At 59.3% G+C, this 25,400-nt stretch carries 20 protein-coding genes and 1 pseudogene; 12 read left to right on the top strand and 9 right to left on the bottom strand.

Annotation, left to right across the window (positions count from 1 at the left end):
- Positions 1–1,068: 1,068 nt before the first annotated feature.
- Together C5J22_RS18990 and C5J22_RS18985 are read right to left on the bottom strand one after the other, a co-directional pair.
- The gene (locus C5J22_RS18990; protein ID WP_245440462.1) at positions 1,069–1,656 is read right to left on the bottom strand and encodes a transglutaminase-like cysteine peptidase; all 588 of its coding nucleotides are present in this window, start codon (positions 1,654–1,656) and stop codon (positions 1,069–1,071) included.
- Between the two features lie 200 nt (positions 1,657–1,856).
- Positions 1,857–2,321, bottom strand: a complete 465-nt coding sequence (locus C5J22_RS18985) for a hypothetical protein (protein WP_172746701.1) — start codon at positions 2,319–2,321, stop codon at positions 1,857–1,859.
- 269 nt (positions 2,322–2,590) lie between these two features.
- Between C5J22_RS18985 and C5J22_RS18980 the strand changes: the two genes are divergently transcribed.
- Positions 2,591–4,147: a hypothetical protein gene (locus tag C5J22_RS18980; RefSeq protein ID WP_172746700.1), complete on the top strand. Its 1,557-nt coding sequence runs from the start codon at positions 2,591–2,593 to the stop codon at positions 4,145–4,147.
- Position 4,148: 1 nt separating this feature from the next.
- Entirely contained in the window at positions 4,149–4,826 is a 678-nt protein-coding gene (locus C5J22_RS18975; protein WP_105439453.1) for a hypothetical protein, read from the top strand.
- A gap of 683 nt (positions 4,827–5,509) precedes the next feature.
- Here the strand turns inward: C5J22_RS18975 and C5J22_RS18970 are convergent.
- Positions 5,510–6,988: an NAD-dependent succinate-semialdehyde dehydrogenase gene (locus C5J22_RS18970; protein WP_105439452.1), complete on the bottom strand. Its 1,479-nt coding sequence runs from the start codon at positions 6,986–6,988 to the stop codon at positions 5,510–5,512.
- Between the two features lie 3 nt (positions 6,989–6,991).
- The gene (locus C5J22_RS18965) at positions 6,992–8,272 is read right to left on the bottom strand and encodes a 4-aminobutyrate--2-oxoglutarate transaminase (RefSeq protein ID WP_105439451.1); all 1,281 of its coding nucleotides are present in this window, start codon (positions 8,270–8,272) and stop codon (positions 6,992–6,994) included.
- A gap of 153 nt (positions 8,273–8,425) precedes the next feature.
- Here C5J22_RS18965 and C5J22_RS18960 point away from each other — a divergent pair, with 153 nt between their 5' ends.
- Positions 8,426–9,253, top strand: a complete 828-nt coding sequence (locus tag C5J22_RS18960) for a MerR family transcriptional regulator (protein WP_205837200.1) — start codon at positions 8,426–8,428, stop codon at positions 9,251–9,253.
- A gap of 153 nt (positions 9,254–9,406) precedes the next feature.
- Here the strand turns inward: C5J22_RS18960 and C5J22_RS18950 are convergent, their stop codons facing one another.
- Positions 9,407–9,664: a transcriptional regulator gene (locus tag C5J22_RS18950; RefSeq protein ID WP_105439521.1), complete on the bottom strand. Its 258-nt coding sequence runs from the start codon at positions 9,662–9,664 to the stop codon at positions 9,407–9,409.
- A gap of 498 nt (positions 9,665–10,162) precedes the next feature.
- Here C5J22_RS18950 and C5J22_RS18945 point away from each other — a divergent pair, with 498 nt between their 5' ends.
- From C5J22_RS18945 to C5J22_RS32070, 6 genes and pseudogenes are all read left to right on the top strand, one after another.
- Positions 10,163–10,585 (top strand): hypothetical protein, encoded by a 423-nt coding sequence (locus C5J22_RS18945; RefSeq protein ID WP_105439450.1) that lies wholly within the window; start codon positions 10,163–10,165, stop codon positions 10,583–10,585.
- 192 nt (positions 10,586–10,777) lie between these two features.
- Positions 10,778–11,020 carry a DUF982 domain-containing protein gene (locus C5J22_RS18940; protein WP_105439520.1) on the top strand — a complete coding sequence of 81 codons (243 nt, stop codon included), beginning with the start codon at positions 10,778–10,780 and terminating at the stop codon, positions 11,018–11,020.
- A 336-nt stretch (positions 11,021–11,356) separates the two neighbouring features.
- Positions 11,357–12,754 (top strand): C1 family peptidase, encoded by a 1,398-nt coding sequence (locus C5J22_RS18935; RefSeq protein ID WP_172746699.1) that lies wholly within the window; start codon positions 11,357–11,359, stop codon positions 12,752–12,754.
- Complete coding sequence (locus C5J22_RS18930; protein ID WP_105405179.1) at positions 12,751–13,293, top strand: OmpA family protein; 543 nt, start codon at positions 12,751–12,753, stop codon at positions 13,291–13,293. Before C5J22_RS18935 ends, C5J22_RS18930 begins: the two co-directional genes overlap by 4 nt.
- Before the next feature lie 51 nt (positions 13,294–13,344).
- Positions 13,345–17,100 carry a caspase family protein gene (locus C5J22_RS18925; protein ID WP_105439448.1) on the top strand — a complete coding sequence of 1,252 codons (3,756 nt, stop codon included), beginning with the start codon at positions 13,345–13,347 and terminating at the stop codon, positions 17,098–17,100.
- A 22-nt stretch (positions 17,101–17,122) separates the two neighbouring features.
- Positions 17,123–17,302: pseudogene (locus C5J22_RS32070) on the top strand (hypothetical protein); the annotation flags it as partial.
- Between the two features lie 307 nt (positions 17,303–17,609).
- Here the strand turns inward: C5J22_RS32070 and rpsU are convergent.
- The gene (gene rpsU, locus C5J22_RS18915; RefSeq protein ID WP_105439447.1) at positions 17,610–17,864 is read right to left on the bottom strand and encodes a 30S ribosomal protein S21; all 255 of its coding nucleotides are present in this window, start codon (positions 17,862–17,864) and stop codon (positions 17,610–17,612) included.
- A 371-nt stretch (positions 17,865–18,235) separates the two neighbouring features.
- Here rpsU and C5J22_RS18910 point away from each other — a divergent pair, with 371 nt between their 5' ends.
- Genes C5J22_RS18910 through ligD (C5J22_RS18900) form a run of 3 tightly spaced genes read left to right on the top strand, consistent with a single transcriptional unit; the run spans position 18,236 to position 20,991 of the window.
- Complete coding sequence (locus tag C5J22_RS18910) at positions 18,236–19,135, top strand: Ku protein (protein ID WP_105439446.1); 900 nt, start codon at positions 18,236–18,238, stop codon at positions 19,133–19,135.
- Positions 19,136–19,147: 12 nt separating this feature from the next.
- Positions 19,148–19,960 carry a Ku protein gene (locus C5J22_RS18905; RefSeq protein ID WP_105439445.1) on the top strand — a complete coding sequence of 271 codons (813 nt, stop codon included), beginning with the start codon at positions 19,148–19,150 and terminating at the stop codon, positions 19,958–19,960.
- Positions 19,957–20,991 (top strand): non-homologous end-joining DNA ligase, encoded by a 1,035-nt coding sequence (ligD, locus tag C5J22_RS18900; RefSeq protein WP_105439444.1) that lies wholly within the window; start codon positions 19,957–19,959, stop codon positions 20,989–20,991. Before C5J22_RS18905 ends, ligD (C5J22_RS18900) begins: the two co-directional genes overlap by 4 nt.
- Before the next feature lie 145 nt (positions 20,992–21,136).
- On the opposite strand, the gene C5J22_RS18890 is transcribed toward ligD (C5J22_RS18900), so the two are convergent.
- From C5J22_RS18890 to ligD (C5J22_RS18880), 3 genes are read right to left on the bottom strand one after another with little or no spacing between them, the layout of a single operon-like run.
- The gene (locus C5J22_RS18890) at positions 21,137–21,679 is read right to left on the bottom strand and encodes a DUF4334 domain-containing protein (protein WP_105439442.1); all 543 of its coding nucleotides are present in this window, start codon (positions 21,677–21,679) and stop codon (positions 21,137–21,139) included.
- Positions 21,645–22,556, bottom strand: coding sequence for a hypothetical protein (locus C5J22_RS18885; RefSeq protein ID WP_105439519.1), 912 nt, complete (start codon positions 22,554–22,556; stop codon positions 21,645–21,647). The genes C5J22_RS18890 and C5J22_RS18885 overlap by 35 nt, the downstream gene beginning before the upstream one ends.
- A 57-nt stretch (positions 22,557–22,613) precedes the next feature.
- Positions 22,614–25,286, bottom strand: coding sequence for a DNA ligase D (gene ligD / locus C5J22_RS18880; RefSeq protein ID WP_105439441.1), 2,673 nt, complete (start codon positions 25,284–25,286; stop codon positions 22,614–22,616).
- Between the last annotated feature and the right edge of the window lie 114 nt (positions 25,287–25,400).

The raw sequence follows: 25,400 nt of genomic DNA, 5'->3' as shown, positions 1-25,400 counted from the left end.
GAGCATCCTCCTAAAATCTGCGTTGCGTCAAAACCATGGGTCATTCGAATTATCGGGAAATGGATGTGTTTTCAGTACCTTGCAAAATTTCGTGCCGGTCGGTAGTTCGAATTGGTTCAAGGCGGACATCGCTGACTTTCGCAATATGGGCCTGCCGAGGAAACAGAAGATTAGTCCATTGAGTAGCGGCTTCGCGCCCCGCCTCCGCCATTGATCACCCTGTCTTTCATTTTGCCGTCTTCTCCGTCCTGGGGCTACAACCACATCACCTTGGCATTTTGCAATGCTGTGAGGGGAGGACGGCAACTACCTTGTTCTGACCCCATTCTAGCAACTCTTATCCGCGCACTCCGCCGTCGCCTGACGGCGCATTTTTCATGTGGTAGTATTGCTGGCAGGTCATGCCCCGACCCTTTAGCGCGCGGTCGATTTCGACCATCTTCGAAGGGCAGTTGGCGCCCCTTATGCTTGAGCTAAGCCGATTAATCCTTTCCGAGACCGTTCTGCGGCCTAAGTCACAAGGGCCAAATTCTTTATCCTTTCGCAATAACTGTTCTAGTTCTTCGGCAGTCTCGAACACCGTCCGGCAGGCCCTAGGATCATCTTTGGCCTGATTTGCAGGACGGTTTTGTGTCTGCTCCCTCGCCGATGTTTTCGGCTTTTTTGGCGAGGCAGTAGGACCTGCGACCCTTGAAGCCTGAAACCGGCATTCTTCCGAGTTGGCGGTCTGCTTGTATGTGCCACTCAGACTATTCCCACCTATATTCCCTGAAAACCGCGCAATATTACCCATCCAGTTCCGCGTCGAGAAGGACACGGATCCTCCAGACACGCGACCCTCAAATATCGTCCCGTTAGTGACGCTTCCCGATACTGTGCCCGATCCAGAGATTATAATTTCCAAAGAGCCGGATCCGTAACTGCAACTAATAGATCCGCTCCATGTACCCGCAGCAGAGACATTGGAGGCATAGCTATCGTGCGCGAGAAAGAGTACGGAGATGACGGCGGCCGCCGTCCTTAAGTTGAATTGCATGGATGACCCTCCCGACGATCCCTTCGCCATTTTTAAGGCTTACCGCTAATGTCACGAACATCTCTTACTTTGACCCAGCGGCTAGAATCGCTTTCAGATTGCCGCTTCAGAAAGGTGTAAGGCACATCACGCCAAAGCTTCACCTCATCGGTCAGCTGGTCTAGAATGAAGTCGCCTTTGTCGGTTATCACCACGAGCAGCGCAGTGCCTTCGCCTTCCTTCGTAATTGCAACTGTCAGGAGTAGGTTGGAAAGCGGGACGCCTTTATCTGCCAGCTCCCGTTGTTTTAGAAGAGCAACGTCTTCTACGTCGCCGGCACCCGTCGGGTAAGCCCAGTATTCCTCAACTCCATAGAGTTCGACGTCCGTCTTCGATGTAGTTCGGGCGTTCGCCCACCAATTAACATCCTTGAGCAGTTTCATTACCTCGGGCGTCAGTTTCAGCGGACCCATAGGTTTGATTGGACCGCCGCACTCGGTAGGGCTGCGCTTGCATTGTTCGTAGTGTCCAATTGGAGGATTGGCCACGCCCTGGATCAGCATCGTGGGCCCAGCCTCGTCGGCTAGGGCCACCGATGTCGCTGCAAACCACATTTTCGCGGTTATGAAGATCCGCCCCATGTCTGTTACAACCTCAACATCTGAAACATAGTCTCATTCGCTCCGAGCACGTTCCCGCTGCTTAGTCAGATCCACTCGCATGCTCTCGAATTCCGTGTCTATGAGCTCACGTGCCCGGTTGATGGCGCCAATTAACGAGACCTTACACGCGAGAACTGATGCGAGTTCTGTCTTGCTGATCCCGAGGGGTCGCGAAGAAATTAATTGAAGTATCCTTCCCTTTCCAGCCAATCTTCAATGATCCATTCAAGGACGGCTTCCGGTCTCGCAGGCGGGCTTTGATTTAGACAGAAATCCTCTATGGCTTCCCTGACCTTAGGCGACAGCGATATATTAGCCGTGCTCTCGACAAGTGGTGTTTCCGCCTCAAGGGCATCTTCTATCGGAAGCAGTCCTTTTTTCACCAATCCTCGCGCAGAGCCTTTGACCGTTTCCTCACACTGTCGAAAAGCTGCTTCGACCTCTTCACTAAAATTGGGGAGCCGCTTGTTTTCTGAGATAAATTCGCCGATCTCGGCCAAGCCCTCATTCGTCATTGTGTGATCAGATAGAACGAGCGACCACGCCACTTCCGAAATACCAAATGGCTGGTGCCGGCATTTCTGGCACGGGGTCCAGCAGCCGTGTTTTTCATTGCCGCATCTGATGCAGATCGCGCGAGTCATCCCCCCTCCCTCAGTAATTTAATAGATGCAGACAGTCCGGCGTAGGCTAACCAAGCTAATGTGTGCCGGCACTTCGCGCCGGCAAATGACGTTATCGGCGTCTCATGAATGAAACAAGCAAATTTGACTATATTTCGATTCTGTTGTTCATTCTTTCTCCGGTGGCCTGGAATAAGCGAATGATGCAAATTGATATGGATTTCGCGCAAGTCCTGCATCACGAGTATATCTTCGCGTTTTTGAGGGCTAATTAAAAGGGGCGTGTTCACGTGGGGAAAGGGCATTTCTTTGCGTCGATTTTCGAGGCCGCACGAGTTGTTCGCACGCTGTTTCTCAGCGGGGCTTTATGTATTTCTACGCTGACTCCGCAAATGTCTTCGGCGGCAAGCAACCAGACTTTGGCGGATGGACGCAAATGGGTGGTGCTTGCGAGCCGGGCCGATCTCGGCGAAGCGATCGAGATCGCGAAAACCTATGTGGGCCACCAGGTCAAGATAATGAATTCCGAGAATGGCTGGTTCGCGGTCGTTCTGGGACCCTATCGAGCCAAGGACATCGGCGAATTCAAAGGTGGTTTTCAAGGTCCTTCGATCCCAAATGACGCGTATCTCGCCCTGGGCAAGAATTTTCTTTCTGTTGCCTGGACCGATAGCGGGTCGGCGCAGGTTGCGGCCAGCAAGGCGCCGGAGGAGGACTTTATCACCTGGTCGCTCGACCGGTACGAGGAGACCTATGAAATCACGAAAATTCCACTGCGCTTTCAAAAGCAGGAAAGCGAGGACGGCGTTCTGATTTTCCGCGACGGCGAGCAATACATCAGAATTCAGGTGGACTTATCGACCACCGCCGAAGATCTGCTGAACACGATCAAAGGCGAATATCCCGGCAACGACCTCGCCGACGGCGGGGATAAGGACTTCCAGATCATCAAGTCGGAAGTCGGAAAGAGTACGGCCTATGCCTATGTAACCGCCCAGTCCCCGGATGGTTCGCATCGACAGGTTGAATTTGCCACAGCCGGTTGCTGTGACGGAAACTACCTTAGGTTCATCTTCCAATATCCCAGCGCCGCGAAAGTCGACTGGCTGCAGGCCTTCTACAAGCATTTTCAGGCGGAACCCGTGCAGGGCAATTTCACTCACGCGTTCTATATCAAAAGCGAGTGGGAAATGCCGCTGGCGACGACACCGGCCTTGAGCGAGCGCGACCGCCTGTACGATGCCTGCGCCGCTAGCTGGAACAAGCTAAACTTCCACGGGCAGCGGGCCAATAAGGCCATGGCCGTCTACGAGGTTGGCAAGCAGGTCTATTGCTCCTCCCAATGGCGGCAGGCAACGTTGGCCGCGGCGAGGTCGGCGGTCCAGGAAGCATGCAAGAAGAAAAATGCCAGCAGGTGCCATTTGTTTGCGCTGGGCGATGAGCTCAGCCAATGGGCAAAGGACGCACGAAACGATGCGGAATATGGCGGTCGGGAAGCGAAATACCGACAGTACCAACAGAGCCGCAGGCAGCCGTCGGCTCCCGTCGCTCAGAGCGATGACGGCGGAAGCCTCTTCGATGACCTTCTCGGCGCGGCGGGTAGTATCGCGGAGGGCGCGCTAATCGGTGCCAATATCGGGGCCACGATCAGCGGTGCCGGATCGAGTGTGGGATCCAGCGGAGGCAGCGGCAGTGGCGGCGGGGGCAAATGCGCTCATTTCAGATCTGCCTATGCGACATGTGAACGAAGTTGGCGCAATATCGGGGGAGGATCCTCTGGGCAGGCGGGCAGCTTCAAGGCATGCATGGACGTCAACCGCAATGCGATGATCAGTCTGGGTTGCTGAAATGTCTTATCGTCCCACCACGTTGTTGGTTGCCATCGCAACAGGCATCGGCTTGTCGTCGGTTTTTCCGCGAGTTGCCGCCTCGGCCATGAGTTGTAGCGACCAACTGATCCAGATGACTGCCGCCTGCATGGGTGGCGACCTGACGAAGGCCGCCGAGTGCCGGCGTCGTGCCGAGTTGCGCGGCTGCTCCACACCGGGCGCCGCCCACGCGTGCGATATGAACGAAATGAGGGCGAATATCGATTGGGTTTTCCGGGATGCCGGCGCGCGACAGACCTATGCGCGCGGTCTTCGGAAAGGACTTGAACCAGAGGAGGCAGTCATCGAGGCGCAGCAGCACAATCCGCGAGTCATGAACCAGCTTCAGGGATGCCGGGACTTCATATCCGCCTATCTTAACAAGCCCCCGATGTCCCCTCCGTCCGCCGCCGATTGTTCGTGCGTGTCGATCATCCCCGGCGGAGCGGGATATATCGTATCCAATTCCTGCCCGACCTCTTTCGGGTTTCTGGTCGAAATCGTCGATAGCGCAAATGCCGCCCGCAAAACTCGTATGGATTTGGGCAGCATTGAAGGCGGGCAAAGCAAATCGGTCAATGCTCCCGCATTTGCCGTTCCCTCGATCGGTTCCACCACTCTTTCCAGAGGAGGGAAGTTGCAATTCTGCCCTTACTGAAACGAGCGACGCTCGAGGCACCCAGACGACGACAGTACTCGCGGCGGACATGAGCGGACCCTGAGTTTGACCTGCAAACACTACGCTGTCCGGCTCAAACGCCTCCTGGGGAGGGCGCCATGATGCGTATGAAGGTCGATCGATCGCCACGACCGATCGAACAGTTCAGGGGAGTGCTGTTCAAGGCCGTGGTAGCGCCGTAACAACCACCCGACTCCTCATTCATTCCGGGAGCTGCCTCGAAGTATTGCGCAGTGGCTTTCGCCCCGGGGCAGGGACCAGATCGAATCCGGCAAGAAATACTTCCCGTTCGTCATGCGTTCTGCCCCGGGTCGGGGCCACTTGCGACGATCTCGATGCTCCTGACGTTGACCTATGCACTCGATCCGGTTTCGGCCCCTATCATGCTGGCAGATTGTCTTATATTTATGCCCGCCTTCCACCGCGATCGCAGCTACACGCGCGCCGAGGGTTCTGTCTCCGCCGACAGTGTCGCTGTACTCGCGCCGCCGTCATTCTGGACCTCCTGCAGCGCCACGATGTCCGGCGAGCCTACAAGTCCGACGATTTACTTTGCTATTGCTGCGAACTTGTCGTCACCCAGATCGTCGTCGATATCATTCTTGGATAGAATGGGTCGCGGAAATGCCTCCGCGGTCCATTTCAGATGCACTTTGGCTGTGTCAGATGCTCAGGCACAGATACTTGATCTCGATATAGTCCTCGATGCCGTATTTCGAGCCTTCGCGGCCCTGGCCCGATTGCTTGATGCCGCCGAATGGCGCCACCTCCGTGGAGATCAGGCCGGTATTAATGCCGACCATGCCGTATTCGAGCCCTTCCGCCACTCGGAAAATCTTCGAAACATCCTTCGAATAGAAATAGGAGGCGAGGCCGAATTCAGTATTGTTGGCCATCTCGATCACCTGCTCCTCGGTCTCGAACTTGAAGAGCGGCGCGACAGGCCCGAAGGTCTCTTCGCGCGCGACCTTCATGTCCGTGGTGACGCCGGTCAGGATGGTCGGCTGGAAGAAAAGACCGCCCCGGGCATCCGGCTTGCCGCCGATGGCCACTTTGGCACCCTTTTCGAGCGCGTCCGCAATATGCTCCTTTACCTTCTCGATCGCTTTGTCGGTGATCAAGGGCCCGGCATTCACGCCGGGCTCGAAACCATCGCCCACCTTCATCGCACCGACCTTCTCTGCCAGCTTTTTGGCGAACGCATCATAGACACCAGATTGGACATAAAGGCGGTTCGCGCAAACGCAGGTTTGGCCGTTGTTGCGGTATTTGGAGATCATCGCCCCTTCGACCGCCGCATCGAGATCGGCATCGTCGAAAACGATGAAGGGCGCGTTGCCGCCGAGTTCGAGGCCGAGCTTCATGATCTGCTCGGCGCCTTGGCGCATCAGGATCTTGCCGACATTGGTCGAGCCGGTGAAGGTCAGTTTGCGAACCTTGTCGTTCTCGGTGAATTCCTTGCCGATCGACGGCGAATCCCTGGAAAGCACGACGTTGAACACACCGGCTGGCAGGCCCGCACGCTCGGCGAGCAGGGCCAGCGACAGCGCCGAAAGCGGGGTCTCGGCGGCGGGCTTGGAGATCATCGCACAGCCGGCGGCCACAGCGGGCGCGAATTTTCGAGCCAGCATGGCGTTCGGGAAATTCCAAGGGGTGATCGCGGCAACCACACCGATCGGCTGCTTGATGACGATGATCCGCTTGTCCGGCTGGTGGCCGGGGATCGTGTCACCATAGACGCGCTTGGCTTCCTCGCCGAACCATTCGACATAGGATGCGCCGTAGAGGACTTCGCCCTTGGCCTCCGCCAGCGGCTTGCCCATTTCCATGGTCAGGATCGTGGCCAAGTCGTCGGCGTTGGCAACCATGAGGTCATAGAGCTTGCGAAGGATCGCTGCGCGCTCCTTGCCTGTTTTCTTCGCCCATTCCTTCTGGGCCTTGTAAGCGGCGTCGATCGCACGGGCCGTCTCGGCGCGGTTCATGTCGGGCATGACAGCGATCACGTCGCCATTGGCCGGGTTGGTGACGTTGAAGGTCTTGCCGCTATCGCTGTTGGCAATCCATTCGCCTGCTACCAGGGCCCTGTCGGTTGCGAGCGAAGAATCCTTCAGCTTGGAAAGCAGTGCGTCTGAAATCGCCATAGTTCAGGCCTCCTTGGCGCATTCGCGCAGGGTGTCCTCGAGAATATCCATCGCCTCGGCGAAGATATTGTCCTGGATGGTGATTGGCGACAGGAAGCGAATAACATTGCCGTAGACGCCACAGGTCAGCAGGATCAGGCCCTTGTCGAGCGCCTTGGCGCGCACCGCGTTGGCAAAATTCGCATTGGGCGCCTTGGTGCCGGGAATATTGAATTCCACGGCGTTCATGAAACCGGGGCCTCGGATACCGGCGATCTGCGGCACTTCCGATATCAGCGAATGCAGGCGCTGCTTCAGCCGGTTGCCGAGTGAATCAGCACGTTGGTTGAGGCCTTCTTCCTCAATCACGTCGAGCACGGCATTGCCGGCCGCGATGCCGATCGGGTTGCCGCCATAGGTGCCGCCGAGGCCACCGGGGCCGGGCGCATCCATGATCTCGGCGCGGCCGGTGACCGCAGCGATCGGGAAGCCGCCGCCAAGGCCCTTGGCCATAGTGGTGATGTCGGCGACGACGCCGAAATGCTCCATGGCGAAAAGTTTTCCGGTGCGGGCAAAGCCGGTCTGCACCTCGTCGGCGATCAGCAGGATGCCGTGCTTGTCGGCGATTTCTCGCAGCTTGGTCATGAAGGCGCGCGGCACCTCATAGAAGCCGCCTTCGCCCTGTACCGGCTCGATGATGAAAGCCGCGACGCGGTTGGGATCCACATCGGCCTTGAACAGGTTGTCGAGCACGGCGAGGGAATCCTCCATCGTCTGGCCATGCATTTCGATCGGGAAAGGCACGTGGAAGACGTCGGGCATCATGGCGCCGAAACCGGTCTTGTAGGGAACGACCTTGCCCGTCAGCGTCATGCCCATGAAGGTGCGGCCATGGAAGGCGCCGGTAAAGGCGATAATTGCAGAACGGTTGGTGGCGGCACGCGCGATCTTGACGGCGTTCTCGACAGCTTCCGCGCCGGTGGTGACGAAGATCGTCTTCTTGGCGAAACTCCCCGGCACTGCCTTATTGAGGCGTTCGGCGAGCGTCACATAGTTCTCGTAGGGTACGACTTGGTGGCAGGTGTGGGTGAACTGATCGAGTTGGGCTTTCACCGCAGCGATCACTTTCGGGTGGCGGTGACCGGTATTGACGACCGCGATGCCGGCCGCGAAATCGATATAGCGGCGGCCCTCGACATCCCAGAGTTCGGCATTCTCGGCCCGTTCGGCATAAACCTGCGTGGTAACGCCGACGCCACGCGATATCGCGTCGGTACGGCGAGCCGCAATGTCAGAATTCAACATGGAAGTCCCCTGAGAATGAGTGTGACGGATGATCTACAGGCTGGAGTGAAGAGCGCTCCTCCAGCGGCCTTGAAAATAATCTTTGCATTTTTTCTGTAGAGTTGCAATACGACTTTCATGAAAATCCGGGGCGCCAAACCAGGCAGAAGTCGCATGATGGATAACAGGATTCGCTATAAGATCGCAGAAGCCGCCCGCATGGCAGGCGTCTCGCCATCGACGCTTCGGCTGTGGGAAAGCCAGGGCCTCGTCGATCCCGTTCGTACCGATTCCGGGCAGCGCCTTTATGACTCAGCCCATGTCGAACGCCTGAAGCGGATCAGCTGGCTGAGATTAGACAAGGGCCTTAATCCGGCGGCAATCCGGGAGACGCTGAAGTCGGAGGAACAGGACGGGACGGAGGAAACGCCAGCCGAGGTCGGCTCCTCGTCAGGTGGTAGGACGATCGGTGCCAAGCTGCGTCATCTTCGTCGCGAGATGGGGTGCACGCTGGAGAAAGTGGCCGCCACGACCGGCATCGCATCCTCGCTGCTCTCTACCTTCGAGCGAACCTCGCAAGGGCTCTCGGTCAAGGCGCTGCATGACCTCGCCGGATTCTACGGCACTACCATTGCAGCGCTGACCGGGCAGGCCGAAACAAGCGCACGCGAGTCACTGGTTCGAAACGGCGACTGGACGGCATGGCCGCCGACGTCGTCAGGCGTGACCGTCCAGAACCTGACCATCGATCGCCGGCAAATGGAATGTCATCGCTTCCAGCTCGCGCCCGGCGCTTCGAGTGAAGGGGCCTATAGCCATGCGGGCGAGGAATTTCTCCATGTGCTCGTGGGCAGGATGGAGCTTATTCTCGACGGCGACCAGTTCTTCGAGCTCAGAGAAGGCGACTCCTTTTATTTCGAGAGCCGTCGCCCACACAGTTGGCGCAACAGCAATGACGGCGAGACAGTTCTGATCTGGGTCAATACGCCGCCGACGTTCTGAGTGCTTCGAAGATCAATCGAGTGGGCCTGGTCGACGCCCGCGTCCTTAACGCTGGCGCACGGGCAAAGGCGGAGCAAATCGGGGTGCCGATGTGCATGGCGGTCACCTCCAAGTAAAGGCGGCCTTAGAAGAGCAAGGATGAGTTTACGAGGACTATTTCTCGGCGTGGGACGGTTTTCGGAAACGCACGCCAGCTCCTCCACCGTTTTCTGGTATGAACTCGACACCTACGCTCTCAAGCGCAAGCTGGATAGCCTTCAGATTGGCAGTTGTAATTGGCGATGATCCATTGTCCGCCTCGGCGCGCCGGACCGTCGAAATTCCGAGCTGAGCCGCGGCAGCGAGATCATCAGCGCTCCAGCGCACCAACCCCCTTGCCGCGCGTATCTGTGCTCCGGTGATGAATTTCATCTTAAATCCCGTTGAACCTTTTTCGTTCATATGATATGAAAACATTCTCTCATTCCCTCGTGCAGATTTGCATTTGGGGCCGAGCGTATGAGACGGTTGCGTCTACTGTTGCGAACAGCATCGGCAACCTGACCACAATTTAGCTGTCTGGAGCTTGGATCATGGCTGATTCTGAGAATAGCAGAACTTTGTCTGCAATCACCCGCCGAAAATTACCGTGGGCCAAACTGGAAGCGATGCTCACGGACCTCGTTTTGATCGGAGGCGGCCCCAATGGCCTCTTCCGGGAATAGGGATGCCTCCCCCGAGACCACGCGCAGAAACTTCCTTGCACGCGCTGCGGCTTCGATCGCTGCCGCGCCCGCCCCGGCAGGTGCAATGGTGCGGACGGAGAGGTCGGAGCAAGACGATCCGGTAGTATCACTTTGGAGAGATTGGCTGGCCGCCCACAGGCTTTGCGGGGAAGCCTGCCGTCGGCAGCAAAAGCTTGAGACGGAGTTGCTTCGAGAATTTGGTGGTTTCCCCCGCACGAAAGTCCTGCTTTCCGAAGACTGTGGTTTCATCTGGGCCTATTCCGGTCGGGAGATCGACCGTCTTTTGCCGAACGCTGATCAGGATGAAATGCGGCGGCAAGCAAGGGCCGCATTGGCGGCCCGCCGGCGCGAATGGAAGGCGGCGGACAAGCGGGCCGGATATACCAGGGCGAAGAAAGCCGAGGAGGAAATCGCAGATGTCGAGGAGGCTTTGGCAAAGGAATTGTGGAATGCGGCGCCTCAATCTGTCGCCGACGTCGCGGTGAAGCTGCATTCCCTCCTGGAAATGGAGGATCCACGCTCTGCCATCCAGGAAGCGCCGTGGCCTGAGCTTCGCACGATCCTTGCCGATCTTGTGCGGATTTGCGCAGGTCCGAATGCGATCTGAGTAATACCACCTCCCGGCCAGTATATGCACATGGAGTGGCCGATCATCAGCATCCGCATCATCAGCTCGAGGTCAACCGAGGAACGGCCGGTAGCGCTGTGTGATCCAGGCCGCGCCTGGGACCAAAGCCCTAACCCAGGAACGAGCCCTGACCACTTGCGTTCATCAAAGATCAGAACCCTGGAGCACCTGATGGACCATGATCTCTGGGATGAGCCAGTTGAGGTCGTTATTGGCCCGGGCGATCACTTCAAGAGCGTTCGCGGCAGCAGAGACGCCTTGGCATACTTGATGACTTGCTGGCCCCAGAAAGGAGGAGACTCCTTTGCTTTAGCCAAGCGCGCCTGCATGGAAGCTGCCGAAGGTCGAGGCGATCCGTCCACGGCGGCATCAGCGTTCAGAGTGGCCGCGAGCGACGCGGGCATTCTTCGTTGAGCGTCCGCAGGCCGTCGCCGCCTTCAGTGACGCCAAAACCTGCAGCGCTGGCTTGACCATGACCTTGGTATCTTTTGCCGATCGCTGCGCAAGCGCCTCCGATATGAGTAGGCGGCAGATGTTGAGCTGTCGTCGGGGGTGTGTTTTACTCGACTTGGGCTTGGGGGTTCAGAAATCATGGGACCGGAACGCAAGGCTGGGCTGCGCTTCTTGAATGGATGCGTAATCGCCGTCTTACTGGCGGGAGATTGTTTTGCGCAGGAAACGCAGTCAGGACCGCCCGCGACTGAACGCCCCGATCCGCCTGGGACGCGCTATTCGACCGGATTGAGGCCGATGTCCAATACAGAGATGCGGGGCGTGCCGGAACTGCCGCGGTTTCGAGCTTTCTTGCCGGAATTCGCAGAGCTATCGGCCCGATTTCCGCGCCCTCGTCAACAAGGCGCCCTGGGTTCCTGCGCGGCGTGGGCGGTGGGCTATGCGACGCGCAGCTACTACACTTCGACTTCCGAACGGAAACCGCTGACCGATGCCAACATCGTCAGCCCCAGTTATCTCTATCACCGCGCACGCAGGGGCGCCTGCGACGAAGGTTCGAGCGTGGCAGATAATGTACGTGTGCTCAGGCAAGGGGCTCTTTCGCTGGCGGATCATCCATACTCCGATCGCTGCGAAACCATTGCCCCAGAACTAGCCAACCGTGCAAAAGCCTTCAAGGTCGACGACCTGGCACGGCTCGACCATACGCGCGTCGACGATGTGCGCGGGCGACTTGCCCAGGGGGAGCCGGTGATCTTGTCTCTTAGGATCTGGCCCAGCTTCCACGACTATCGCGGCGGGATCTATCGCGTCGGATCGACAAATGGGGAAATAAGCTACCACGCTGTGGCCACCACCGGATATGACGATCGTCGTCAGGCGCTGCGTGTCGTCAACTCCTGGGGCACAAAATGGGGGGAGGCCGGCTATATGTGGCTGTCCTACGACGCCTACGCTGCCATGGCCGTCGAGGCCGTGGTATTGAGGGTCGCAGGGTTCACTCCAACGCCGCCCGTCGAACCGGTCGATACCGTCGAACTGACCAAGCTCGTAACCGACGTCAATACTCGGACCTGCGCCAACGTCGCGTTCCGCAAGGAGGGCGAGAGTGTCATCGTCTCTGGGTTCGTCGGCAGCGAGGAGGATCTTAAGCGGATCAAGGATCTGGCAGCAACGAAATCGGTGTTGAACATTGACGGCCTCGCCGTTGCGTCCTGGCCGCAATGCGAACTCAAGCAGATCCTCGCGCGGGCGGCTGTGGAGCCTGACAAGCCTGGCGTCACGGTCGCGGATGTGACTGCACTCCACTCTGGGCGGCTGCTCGACGTGACAGTGCGCGCTCCGCAACATTTCAGCTATGCCTATGTCAGCTACGTCCAGGCCGACCAGACCATCGTTCACCTGGCGCAACCGCAGGGGCCCGGAAGCCAGCTAGAGCCGGGGCAGGAACTGCGCTTTGGCGACGGGAAGGAAGGGCGTTCTAAATTTACCGTCTCTCCGCCGCTCGGCCGCGAGATGATGCTGGTCGTGACCTCACGCAGCCCATTGTTCGAAAAGACACTCCCTCAGGTCCAGACCGCGCGCGAATATCTGTCGCTGCTGCGCAAGGCGCTGATCTACCGTCCGCGTGCGGATCTCCCGGAACGGGTCATCGCGGCGTCTACGATCGAGTTTGAAACGAAGGCAGCACCATGAAGATATTTCCGCTGGCGGCATTGGCCGCTGCCCTCTCGTGCCTCCCAACAAGGGCGCTGGCCCAGGATCTCAGCTCGGACCAGATTCGCTGCAAACTCGACCCCACCTGCGTCAAGCCGGGTTTCCGCTCCTTGCCCTTCGGCAAGAGGGGCGTCACGGTCGATCCGGCTCCAGCCGAGGACAAGCCCAACGCCGTCAGCCTGCACGTTACCTTTGCCTATAATTCGGCAGAGCTGCTCAACGATTCCCTCATCACGCTCGATGCCTTGGGCACGGCACTCGTTGATCCGAGCCTTGCGTCGGCGCGTTTCATGATCGCAGGGCACACGGATTCCCGTGGCACAGACGAATACAACCAGAGGCTCTCCGAGCGCCGGGCAGACGCGGTGGCGCGCTATCTGGCCGACAAGTTCAAAATAGATTCTGGCAAGCTGGAGGTGGCGGGCTTCGGCGAGAGCGAACTCTTCGATGCCCGCAGGCCGGAGGATCAGATCAACCGGCGGGTACAGGTGATCAATCTAAGCGCCAACGCCCAGTAGTGGCACAGTGCGCTTATCGCCTTACGCTAGTAGGGTTGGGAGGGTGAGGCGATGAAACGTGGAGCCTGGATCGGTTCCGGCCTGTGGACATACGCGCTGATCGGCCTCGCATTCGCGTTGGCCGCGCCAGATGCGCTTGCCGCCGACAACATCCGCGAAATCAAACGCAAACTGTGGGTGCTAGGCGAACTCTCGGGAACCAACCTCGACGGCGAGGAGGACCATGGCTACCGCGATAGCCTTGCGCGCTTCGCGTCGACCCGCAATCTGCGCGTAAGCAATGACGACGAGGCGGCATCGCTACTTGACCGGGCCATCGATGAGAAGACGCGGCAGGTTGCCGGACCCTATGACGATCCCCTCCCGTTCGACCGCCCATCCTTCTCTGGAGACTGGGTGGCCAAGCTCGTGATCGACGCCGAAGACAATGTCGTACTTGCGGGAAGCTGCTCGAACATTGCACGCTTCCGCCTTGACACCGGATTGCCGGCTAAAAGTTTCCCCGGAGCCCCGGGACTCAATTTCACCTACAGCAGCAGCATGGACGAGATCATTTGCCTTGCCGCCTGGGACGACAAGGCGCAGGGTCTGGTCGTCATCGATGCCATCACGGGCATGCTTGAGGATTTCATCCTCCTGCCCGGAATGGACAGTTTCTCCTTGGGCCATCTCGAAGTCGACGGGACGGGCACAGCCGTCTGGGTCTTCGGGACGAACGGCTTGTGGGCGGTGGATCTCGTGACGCGCGAGGCCCGTCGGGTGGTTTCGAAGCTGCCGGACAACCTGCCTCAGAACATCGCCGTTTCGGATGACGGATCACTAGTGGCGATCGAGTTCACCTACGGCATGAAATCAGGCAAGAAGGGCTTCCCGAAGGAGATACGGACATACGATGCGGCGACTGGGCGCCAGTTGTCCGCGGTTTTCGATGTGGAAGGTCTGAGGCTAGCACCGCAAGGCGACCGCTATCTCGCCGAGAAGGAGGATGTCTATCAGGTTCTTGACGCCCGCACCGGCAAGCGGCTCTTTTCGAAGAAGTTCGAAGGATTTTATCCGGAAGATGGAATGGTTTTTACGTCGGATGGTTCGGGCGCTCTTCTTGCCCACTACAATGCTGAAAACAACCGATCCATCCTGAGGTGGGACTTCGCGAGCGGCGGCGTCACCACGATCTCTCATATCGGGCAGACAGGGAGCTACGTCCGTTTCGATGAACCACGCGGAGAGGCCTACACGGTCGGTAGCGACGGCGTGTTCCGTTATCGCCTCCAGACCGGGGAAGCATTGACACCGCCAAGATCTGTCGACCGGGTCGAATTCGTTGCGGCGGCCGTCAGTCCGGACGGCAAGACGGCCGTGGGAATAGGTCGGGACTCCGCTTATGTGCTCGATACGGAGAGTGGACAAGTCCGCCACCTGGTGATCTCCGGCTGCACCATTGGAAGCTCTGTCGATCTTTTCAACAGCACATCGCCAGTTGGCTTTTCCAACAACCGGCGCCTCGCGCTCGGCTGCGAGGATGGATCCATCAAGGATCTGGATATCGACACCGGGGTGGTCATCCCGGTCGGCAACTTCTCGGATGATGGCCCAGCTCATCTAGTAACGTCGCCTGACGGGTTCTACCTGGCCGCCATCTATTCGGATCACAGTGACGGCAAGAGCAAGTACACGCTGATCGTGATCGAGCGCAGTACCGGCCGTGTGATCCTGCGAAAGAAGACTGCCGAGAGGCTTTCCGGATTGGGCTTCGCCGATGCCGGCCGGCGGATACTCTATGGAGAGGGCCATTTCGCCGTCGTGATCGATATCGACTCCGGAAAGCGGGTGGCGGGCCAAGAGCTCAAGCTGGAAATGACCAAGTCCGGCCGGACCACACGCTGGTATTGGGGATCGGTCGGCTGGGTCATTCCCGATTCAGAAACGGGCGACGACACACTGTTCAGCGCCACGGGCACCGGAGGGCTCGTCTACAGCTATGCCCAGGGAAAGTTCTCGCTGCGAGCAGGAAATCTCTGGGCCAGCAACGATTCGGTCGCCGGTTTTGCCAGGTGGGGGCGTGTAAAAGCGCTCGCTGACCAGAAGCTGCTCACAGTACAAGGGGCGGGCGGTCCGGCAATCGGTCGTCTAGGTGCGGGCCAGTGGACTGCTCGGCATGCCCCGGTCGGCGGAAAGGTCCTCGCGCTTGGGGCGCAGAACAAGGGCCGCTTCGTTGTGGTCACCGACATCGGAGCAATCCTGCTCTATGACGAAGACAGGCCGGCCCCTATCATGACGACTGTGTTGAGCGCGGAAGGAAATTGGCTGACCCGCATCGAAGGCGGCTATTTCGCCGGGACGAGGGGCGCGGCGGAAAACCTGTTTCTCGCGCCGAGCGCACAGGAGACCATCACTGTCGACAGCCTTTTCGACGCACTGTACAGGCCAGATCTCGTGGTGAATACGGCTTCGGGCGTTGCCCCTGAACAGCAGGCGGATCGGGGGGAGGGCATCAAAACGCTTTTGAAGGATGGTCTGCCGCCTACCGTGGCCATTGTATTTCCATCAAACAACGGAACCGCGGACGATGAGAGCATCGTTGCCAAGGCAAACATCATTCCGTCGACAGGCGGTGTGGGCCGTATCGAGTGGAGGGTCAACGGTATCGTTCGGGTGGCCCGCAACCTCACCTCAGGTGCCGCGGTACGCCAAGGGGAGCCTGTCGCTGTCGAGGACAGACTACTTCTGGAACCAGGAAATAACCTTGTCGAGCTGAGCGTATTCAATGCGGCGAATGGCATCGCATCGATCCCTGCAACGATCAATGTGAACTGGGGCGATCCAGCCTCATCGGCGCCGCCGCGTCTTTTCGTCCTCGCGGTCGGCATCAATCGCTACTGGGACAGCAGGCTGAGCCTCAATTTCGCGACCGACGATGCCAGCGAGATCGTACGGGGCTTCAAGCTCGCAGGCGGCGACCTGTTCGACGACGTCAAGAGCTGGCTAATTACCAATGAGCAGGCGACGCGGGAAGGGATAGGTCTCGCCTTCGATGATATCGCCAGGAGCATCCGCTCGACCGACGTCTTCGTCCTCTTCGTCGCCGGCCATGGCAAAACACTGGATGGCCGGTACTTTTTCTTGCCTCACGATTTCAAATATTCCGGAGAAGCCTCCATCGCGGCGCAAGGCATCGGGCAGGATCACTGGCAGGCCTGGATGACGCGTGTCGCAACTCGCAAGTCACTGCTGATGTTCGACACCTGCGAGAGTGGAACGCTGACGCAAGAGCGCACCACGCGCGGCTTCGACCGGCTCGCCGCGCTGGACCGGCTAACGAGGGCGACCGGCCGTTCAATCCTTGCCGCTTCCAGTGACGACGGTCCTGCACTGGAAGGTTTCCAGGGGCACGGCATCTTCGCTTACAGCGTGCTTGAGGGGCTAGGCGTCGCAGACTCAAACCGCACTGGCCTGATCCAGGTGACGGCGCTCGCGTCTCATGTCGGCGCGCGGGTGCCGGACCTATCCTACGGCAAGTTCGGCATCCGGCAGGTCCCTCAGATGAAGCTGATCGGCGAGGACTTTGCCATCGGCAAGGCGGTGAGCGCCCTCGCGGCTGTAGCAGACGATTTCGTCCCGGCGCAGCCGACCCATGTGGTCGTTTCCCTCGCTCCCCTCACCGATGCTAAGGCATCTGCAACAGGCGAAACACTCGCGCCGGGCGCCCTGCTCCGGGTCGTCTTTGAAGGGGGCGGGCGCTCGGAAGTCGCCCGCGCCGGCAAGCGTATTGGCTTCGTCCCGACGACCAGCCTTGCTCCGATGCATTGAGCACGAGTGGCCGTACGCCTAAGGCCGCAAAGGCTTTGCGGTGCTGTCTGCGAACATGGCCGAGGCAATCCCTGTCAATGCCGACGAACTTGCACGGCATACGCCCGAGACGGCCGAGCGGGTGCTGCAGCAGGCGTGCGCGATGATATCGCAGTTCAAGGCCGCCTATCCTCATCGCATTCTCAGTCGATCGGTCCATTGATCGGGACGAAGGGCAACGCGGGTTCGGTTCATATAACCGGTTGGAAGCTGGCTGGGGAAAGTGGCTACGCTCCCGCATGCGGCACTCCGCGGAGGGGAGGTCGTGGGAAGGGATGGCACGTAGTTGAGAGGTCAGCGAAATCCAGGCCCTCTTTGAAGGGCCTGATCCTTCTGTTCGCCGCGGGCGTGAAAGTCGGGGAGGGCTAACGTATTGCAGCCATGCGCCACGTCTGCGAGTTGGTTCCGCGAAGCGAATGTGCGGCGCGGCAAACACCTGAAGCAGGCCTAGCTAGACATCTCGCCGGAAATCAACCGGCAGGTTTCGGACGGATGGCTGGCTTCGCCTTCTTCGGCGCAGTTATTCCAAGTTCGCGGTTCAACTTTTTCAACGCCACCTTGCGCGTCCGGCGGATGCCCTCCGCCTTTTCGCGGGCCCGCTTCACGGAAGGTTTTTCATAATGTTCCCGGAGGCGCATCTCCCGAAACACGCCCTCCTGCTGCAACTTCTTCTTCAGAAAGCGCAAAGCCTGATCAACATTGTTATCCCGCACCAGAACTTGCAAGCCGAGCTCCTATGTTATCGTCTGGACCATTCATAGGCGGACGGCCGGTCTCTGGCAATATTGCAGCAAGGGAGGCAGGGATGACCATGGATGCCGCTAGAGTTATCCGTCATCGAGTCCCTGCGGACATACCGTTTGTCGGTTCCGGTATCGATCAGTTCGCGTGTGGTGATGGCGAGACTCCTTCCTGGTTGATGCTTTCCATGAACGCACCCGACGCCCAAAGATGCATGCGAATCAGCGGCCTAACAGAGACTCGCAGAACGCCAACGGTGGACCCGCTAAGTCATTAGAAAATGATTCGTTTCGACTCGGAACAATTGCCCCCTAATTCGCTTGAATCGCCTAAGTTGCGTCAGGAGTTCAGCGTCATGGTTGCCCCAAGAGCCAATTGGAAAGGCTTTATCAAGTTCGGAGAGGTGTCATGCCCTGTGGCGCTTTACACCGCGGCATCCTCCTCCGAGCGGATCGCGTTTAACACCCTCAATCGAAAGACCGGCAATCGGGTAAAGCGAGAGTTCGTCGATAGCGAAACGGGCGATCCCGTCGAACGCGATGATCAGGTCAAGGGGTACGAGATCGAAAACGGCCAGTACATCGTTCTGGAACCCGACGAAGTCGCGGCCGCCGTACCCGAAAGCGACAAAACCCTGAAGATCAACGCCTTTATTCCCTGCCACGAAATCGACGACGTCTATTTCGACAAGCCCTATTATCTTGCGCCGGACAGGATGGGCAAGGAGGCTTTCGTCCTTCTGCGCGACGGGATGAAGGCGGCGAAGGTCGCCGCTATCGCTCGCACCGTCCTCTTTCGCCGGATGCGCACGGTCCTGATCCGCGCACACGGCAAGGGCCTGATCGCCTCGACGCTGAACTTCGACTACGAAGTCCGTTCATCCGAGAAAGCGTTCGAGGAGCTGCCTGACCTGAAGATCGAGGGCGAGATGCTCGATCTCGCCGAACATATCATCGGGAAGAAGAAGGGCAGTTTCGATGCCAGCACCTTCGACGACCGATATGAAGCCGCGGTCGCCGAATTGGTGAAGGCCAAGATCGAAGGCCGGTCGCTGCCGAAGAAGAAGGCGCCGGTCGCATCGAAACCGAGCGATCTGCTGCAGGCACTGCGCGAAAGCGCGGGGGTCGGAGCCAAGGCCGAGCCGAAACGCACAGCCGCCAACGCCAACAAAGGCACCGGTCGCCAAAAGGCCGCCAAACCTGCCAGTGCAGCGAAATCGAAGGCCGCGACGACGCCAGCGCGCCGCGCAAGCTGATCGGAGGGTATCATGGCTGTCCGTCCCTACTGGAAAGGCTATCTCAAGCTGTCGCTGGTCACCTGCCCGGTGCAGATGATGCCTGCGACCTCCGAGAACGAGAAGGTTCGCTTCCACACGCTCAATCGCGAAACCCAGAACCGCGTCGTCAGTTACTATGTGGACTCGGTGACGGGGAAAGAAGTCAGGCAAGAGGACGAGGTCAAAGGCTATCAGCGCGGTGAGGACGAATACATCATTCTGGAAGATGATGAGCTCGAAAATGTCGCATTGGATAGCAGCAAGACCATCGATATCTCCACCTTCACCCCGCGCGACACGATCGAGTGGGTCTGGCTCGACACCCCCTATTATCTGTCACCGAACGATCCGGTCGGCCAGGAGGCGTTCTCGGTCATACGCGACGCAATGGAATCCCAGGACATGGTCGGCATTTCGCGGCTGGTTATTACGCGGCGGGAGCGCGCCGTCATGTTGGAGCCACGCGGCAAGGGTATCGTTCTGTGGACTTTGCGCTATGGTGACGAGGTGCGGGATGAAGAGACCTATTTCGGGGGCATCGGTGATGAGACAGCAGATTCCGACATGATGCCGCTGATCCAGCAGCTGATCAAAAAGCAGACCCAGCACTGGAACCCGAAGATGGTCGTCGACCCGGTTCAGGACCGGCTCCTCGATATCATCGCAGCGAAGAAGAAGGCCCTGAAAAAGCCGTCAAAGGCCAAGGCCAAAACGCCGGCCTCAGCGCCCGCACCGAGCAACGTCATCAACATCATGGATGCCTTGAAGAAGTCGGTCGCAGCCGAAACCCGGACAAGCAAATGAGCAAACGCGCCAAGCCTCTGCTTCAAGACGAGGCGTTCACCGCCAAATCCAAGCCGAGGCGCAAGCGCGATCCGGCCCAACCCAACCTCCCATTCGACCCGATGCCCGATCGCGTTGAGCCATGCCTGGCTTTGCTGAAGACAGCTCCGCCTGTCGGGCCGGACTGGGCCTTCGAAATCAAATGGGACGGCTATCGACTCGCGATCCATATCGAGCCGAAGGGCGTGCGGATCATCACCCGTGGCGGCCATGACTGGACACACCGTTTTCCCGCGATTGCCGCGGCGGCCAAGAAACTCGGGGTCGGAACAGCGATCCTCGACGGGGAGGCTGTCGTTCTCAACGCTGAGGGCCAATCCGACTTCGGAGCGCTGCAGCGTTCGCTCGGCGGACGCGGCGGCAAACGATCCTCGACGGAGTCGATCCTGTTTGCCTTCGACCTTCTGTATTTCGACGGGCACGATCTGACGAAAACCGAGCTGTCTGTCCGGCGGCATCTTCTCGAAGATCTGCTGGAAGGCACCGTCCGCGCCATTCAGCTTTCAGAGGAAATCGAAGGCGACGGAACAGGGTTGTTGGCCAACGCTTGTTCTATTGGAATGGAAGGCATTATCGCCAAGCACCGCGACAGCCCGTACCGCTCCGGTCGGACCGGGGACTGGCTAAAGATCAAATGCGTCCAGAGCGATAGCTTCATGATCGTCGGCTACGAGCAATCCGCCGCTGCGCGCGGCGGTATCGGCAGCTTGCTGCTTGCTGGCCGTCGCGGCCATGACTGGGTCTATGTCGGCGCCGTGGGCACCGGCTTCAAGGAAAAGGATGCGATCTATCTGAAGAAGACGCTGGATCAGCTGAAGACGAAGACGCCGGTCGTTCCGATCAAAGGCAAGAACTACGTGTTTGCGCAGCCGACGTTGATCGCGGAGATCGAATTCCGCGGCTGGACGGACGACGGCAATCTGCGGCATGCATCTTACAAAGGCCTTCGGGAAATCCAGGACAACGCGGCGGTATTCGAAATGAATCGCTGACCGGATCGCTGAAATGGGCAGGGAGCTCGACCCTTGCGGGGAGCGCCCTGCCACACCCGGACGATCGCGCAGACAGACAAGCTGCTGCGCAGGCGATCATCGAAGACGCGTGGCAGCAGATAGATGATCGTCCGAGCCGGAGAATTCAAGGGTCTGCTCGTGCCGAGCCTGATGGCGGCTCGACCCGTTCAAGTTCGAAGAAGTAGATCCGCTCGTCGCCTTCAATCACCATCGCCCCCATCATCCTGTGCTCGTCAATCCTGCGAAGGTGGTCTACGATCGGTTGCTCGTCATAGATGATCGCAGCGCTTGTCACTCCGTGAAACGACATCGTCTGCAGCGACGCAACCGGCCCTTTTGCCCGCAGCCCGCGCTGAAGGTACGAAAACAGGTTTTTCACGGGACGTGTTCTTCCGACCTTATGGAAGCGAAGCGCCAGACGCAGCGGGATCCTCGCGGGATCGATTGGTGTCAGCCTGTGCTGGCCGGATCGAAACAAGAGCGCGTCCGCGCGCAATTGCGATGTAAACCGTTTGCCGAACCAGCCGAGATTTTCCAACACGCCGTCGAACGGATGGCCGGACGGGATGCCGCGACCCTGCCATAGCCCGATCATCTCGCTGGGCCTGATCGGCGGCAAGCTTAGAAACTTCTCAAGGGTTTTCTGCTGTTCGCTCAGAGGACGCATCCTTTTCCCTGCGCTCCCTCGTCCGCCTCCTGGATTTTGCGTCACGCCGCGCCGTTCGCAACTCATCCAGCGTCGGCAGCCACCAGCCGCGATCGGTTTCTTGTCGTCCCGGAGGTGTCCGCGCCGGCCAGGTGGTCACCAATTCTTCCAGCGAACCTGAACGCCACGACGCCCAGACATACTCCTCATCGCGATTTGCGGGGAAGTAGAACGTATCGACAGTCGCCGTATCTGCCAATTCGCCGTGCGTGCCAGTAAAGAAAAGGACTCCGACATGGGTGCTGACAGCGCGCTCCAGCGGCGGGCCATCATTGGCCGGGACGGGATATCGTTTCCGTCGACGCTCCCTGGTCCGTGCCTTCGACGCCTCGTCTTCCTCTGTACCCTTGATTGCTTCACGCCGCGCCTTCCGCATCTCAGGCTCGTTGCGTTCGGCGGCCGTCTCAATTGCCGGCCACCGCCGGCGGAGTTCGTCCAACGACCGGTAAGGCACCGTCCACAGCCGTCGGTCGGCATCCCAGCGCGCGAAGGGAATGTCCCGGATCTCGTTGACGATGGTGCGGGAATAGGGCGTCCGAATTTGAAGGGAAGAGGGCCCCGCGTCCAGATAGTGGCTTTCGATCGGATCGAATGCGAAGGCATCTCTGCCCTTCTCGTCGGCGAAGGCCTCGGCTTCCGCTTCCATCTCGGCGAGCCAGCGGCCGATACGTCTCTGGGCGGTCCGTCCCGGCACGAACCAGGCATTGAGACGATCGCTCCATCGCGCGCGCGGAAACGCTTCGCGAAAGCGCTGCACCGTGATGCGATCATGAGGCAGCTCTGTCGTCGCGCCAGCCCGGGGCGTTGAGGGAGCATCGCTATCCGGTTCCGGTTCCATCTTGCTGTAACGCGGAGTTACGAATTCGGGTTCACTCGCCATGCTGCGGACGATCACTCAGGCCGCCTGCTTCATCGACTTGGCGAGCCGCTTGATCGCCTGCTGGAGCGATCGCTGCCCGTCGCAATAGTCCTGCCAGGCGCTCGATTTCGCCAGCAGCGCCGGCACGGTGCGGATCGTGAACCGCTTTGGATCGAGATCCGTCTTCACCTGGGCCCAGGTCAGCGGCATTGACAACGTGGCGCCGGACCGGGCGCGCGGTGATAGTGGTGCGACCGCGGTCGCCATGCGGTCGTTGCGCAGGTAATCGAGGAAGATGCGGCCGTTGCGCTGGTTCTTCGCCATCTTGATCAGGTAGAGCTCGGGGTTTTCGCGTGCCATCTGCTGGCAGACGTCATGGGCAAAACCTTTGGCTTCCGGCCAAGCGAGCTTCTTGCCCTTCGCCACCGCAAGCGGCGTGACCACATGCAAGCCCTTGCCACCCGTCGTCTTGCAGAAGCTGACAAGGCCGAGTTCCTCCAGCCGGTCACGCATCTCCCGAGCGGCTTCGACGACGGTGGAGAAGGGGACGTCCGGACCGGGATCGAGGTCGAACACCAGACGACCCGGCACTTCGGGTAGTTCCGGTTCGCAATTCCAGGGATGCAGCTCGACGCCGCCGATCTGCGCGATCGCGGCGAGGCCCTCGACGCGATCAATCCGCAGATAGGGTTTCTTGTCGCCGAACACCTGCACCAGCTCGAGCAGGTTCGACGTTCCGGGCATGGCATGGCGCTGGAAGAACTGCTCGCCGCCGATGCCATCGGGGGCTCGGATGATCGAGCACGGCCGGCCCTTGATGTGGTCAATAAGCCAGGGGCCGACGGCTTCGTAGTAGGTGGCGAGATCGACCTTGGTCACCGGCTTGTCGTCGCCAGCGTCGGGCCACAGCGGCTTCTCCGGATTGGAGATCAACACGCCCATGACGTTCGCCTTGCCGCCCTTCCGGAAAGATTTAGCGGGAGTTGGCTTGTCGGCCTCTGCCTCCGGATCAGGCACATCGGCTGCTACGGGTGAGACAGGCTTCTCAGCGACGACTTCCCCCGCCGGCTTATCCTCGCGCAGGCCTTTGAATGCCGCCTGCCGAACCAGGCCATCGGCCGTCCAACCGGCGAACTGGATCTCGGCGACGAGTTCCGGTTTGAGCCAGACGATGTCAGGATCCTTGTTTGGCGCGCCGATCCCCGTAAACGGCGACTTGGTGGTTTCCAGCTGGCGGAGCTTCGGCAAAATCGTATCGACGACTTTTGCGCCGTAACCCGTCCCGACCCGGCCGACATAAACGAAATGATCACCCCGGTTGACGCCGACGAGCAGCGAGCGGAACTTGCCGTTCGTTTTGGCATAGGCGCCGATCACCACTTCATGGCCGGCCCGGCATTTGGACTTGGCCCACGTTTCAGTGCGGCCGGATTGATAAGGCGCATCGGCCTGTTTCGAAACGATGCCTTCGAGCGACAGGCGGCAGGCCGATTTCAGGACGGCGTCGCCACCGGTTTCGAAATGCTCGACGAAACGCAGGCGTGGATCGTCGCCTGCATCGTTGAGCAGGGTCTGCAGACGATCCTTGCGCTCGGTCAGCGGCAGTTGTCGGAGATCCTCATTGCCTTCAAACAGCAGGTCGAAGGCGAAATACACCAGCGCATCGGTCTTGCCTTCCGACAGCGCCGCCTGCAGCGCGGCAAAGTCCGGCGCGCCGTGTTCGTCGAGAGCGCAGATCTCGCCATCGATGATCGCGTCAGGGAGGGCGGAACCAGACGCGGCTATTGCCGGATATCTTGCTGTCCAGTCAAGGCCTTTGCGAGTCTTGAGTGTCACCTCGCCGTTTTCGATGCGCATCTGGATGCGATAGCCGTCGAACTTGATCTCATGGATCCAGCCGTCCGCCGTGGGTGGACGCTCAAGCGTTTCGCAGAGCTGCGGAGCGATGAACCCCGGCATTGTTGACTTTGCTGACTTGGAAGCTTTGGCCGGCGCGGATTTCCTTTTGGTTTTGGTTTCGGCTTTGCGTTCTTCGGCGGCAAGGCCGTGGTTGCTGTCCCAGACGGCATTCGCCTGAACGTCACCGCTCTCGACCATGAACGGTTTCGGCTTCTTGCCCTTGCCGGCAGCGATCGCCTCCATCGTCCGACCGGAGGCGACAGAGGTGGCGTTGTCCTCAAGGACAGCCGCGCCGTCTTCCTCGACGGAAAATTCATCGTGATGCTTGATCAGCAGCCAATTGGTGCGCTTGCCGCCATCGCGGTCATTGCGCATCCGCACCAGCACAAAGCTGCCATGCAGACGCTCGCCCTCCAGCCTGAATTTGAAATCGCCTTTGGCCAATGCCTGTTCCGGGCTTTTGTTACCCTCCGGCTCCCAATAGCCACGGTCCCAGAGCATGACCGTGCCACCGCCATACTGGCCTTTCGGGATCGTGCCTTCAAAGTCGCCATAGTCGAGCGGATGATCCTCGACCTCGACGGAAAGACGCTTGTCGTGTGGATCGAGCGACGGTCCCTTGGTCACCGCCCAGGACTTGAATACCCCATCTAGTTCAAGGCGAAGATCGTAATGCAGCCGCGTCGCGTCATGTTTCTGGATGACGAAGCGACGGCGGTTCGATGCCTTCAGCTTCGCCTTTCCGCTCGGCTCCTGCGTCTTTAGAAAATCACGTTTCTGCTTGTATTTTGAGAGCTTGTCGCTGGCCATCGCGGTCCCCGGGACACTTCCGCCATCCGCGTCGAATGACGACGGAGCTGAGGCGCGGGCTGGACAGGTGGGACGCTCGACTGCCATTTCGTTGGCCGCAAGGAGAGCGTTCAT

The organism is Neorhizobium sp. T25_13 (assembly GCF_002968675.1).
GTDB classification, from domain to species: Bacteria; Pseudomonadota; Alphaproteobacteria; order Rhizobiales; family Rhizobiaceae; genus Neorhizobium; species Neorhizobium tomejilense.
The sequence above is the reverse complement of the archived record's forward strand: the minus strand, read 5'-3'. Positions and strand labels throughout refer to the sequence as shown.

Excerpts from the sequence above, each read along its gene's own strand:
- C5J22_RS18910 (WP_105439446.1), top strand. The coding sequence starts at position 18,236 with ATGGTTGCCCCAAGAGCCAATTGGAAAGGCTTTATCAAGTTCGGAGAG.
- C5J22_RS18885 (WP_105439519.1), bottom strand. The coding sequence starts at position 22,556 with ATGGAACCGGAACCGGATAGCGATGCTCCCTCAACGCCCCGGGCTGGC.
- C5J22_RS18890 (WP_105439442.1), bottom strand. The coding sequence starts at position 21,679 with ATGCGTCCTCTGAGCGAACAGCAGAAAACCCTTGAGAAGTTTCTAAGC.
- ligD (WP_105439441.1), bottom strand. The coding sequence starts at position 25,286 with ATGGCCAGCGACAAGCTCTCAAAATACAAGCAGAAACGTGATTTTCTA.
- C5J22_RS18925 (WP_105439448.1), top strand. The coding sequence starts at position 13,345 with ATGAAACGTGGAGCCTGGATCGGTTCCGGCCTGTGGACATACGCGCTG.
- C5J22_RS18985 (WP_172746701.1), bottom strand. The coding sequence starts at position 2,321 with ATGACTCGCGCGATCTGCATCAGATGCGGCAATGAAAAACACGGCTGC.
- C5J22_RS18950 (WP_105439521.1), bottom strand. The coding sequence starts at position 9,664 with ATGAAATTCATCACCGGAGCACAGATACGCGCGGCAAGGGGGTTGGTG.
- C5J22_RS18965 (WP_105439451.1), bottom strand. The coding sequence starts at position 8,272 with ATGTTGAATTCTGACATTGCGGCTCGCCGTACCGACGCGATATCGCGT.
- C5J22_RS18975 (WP_105439453.1), top strand. The coding sequence starts at position 4,149 with ATGTCTTATCGTCCCACCACGTTGTTGGTTGCCATCGCAACAGGCATC.
- C5J22_RS18960 (WP_205837200.1), top strand. The coding sequence starts at position 8,426 with ATGATGGATAACAGGATTCGCTATAAGATCGCAGAAGCCGCCCGCATG.
- C5J22_RS18905 (WP_105439445.1), top strand. The coding sequence starts at position 19,148 with ATGGCTGTCCGTCCCTACTGGAAAGGCTATCTCAAGCTGTCGCTGGTC.
- C5J22_RS18930 (WP_105405179.1), top strand. The coding sequence starts at position 12,751 with ATGAAGATATTTCCGCTGGCGGCATTGGCCGCTGCCCTCTCGTGCCTC.
- ligD (WP_105439444.1), top strand. The coding sequence starts at position 19,957 with ATGAGCAAACGCGCCAAGCCTCTGCTTCAAGACGAGGCGTTCACCGCC.
- C5J22_RS18935 (WP_172746699.1), top strand. The coding sequence starts at position 11,357 with ATGTCCAATACAGAGATGCGGGGCGTGCCGGAACTGCCGCGGTTTCGA.
- C5J22_RS18990 (WP_245440462.1), bottom strand. The coding sequence starts at position 1,656 with ATGGGGCGGATCTTCATAACCGCGAAAATGTGGTTTGCAGCGACATCG.
- C5J22_RS18940 (WP_105439520.1), top strand. The coding sequence starts at position 10,778 with ATGGACCATGATCTCTGGGATGAGCCAGTTGAGGTCGTTATTGGCCCG.
- C5J22_RS18970 (WP_105439452.1), bottom strand. The coding sequence starts at position 6,988 with ATGGCGATTTCAGACGCACTGCTTTCCAAGCTGAAGGATTCTTCGCTC.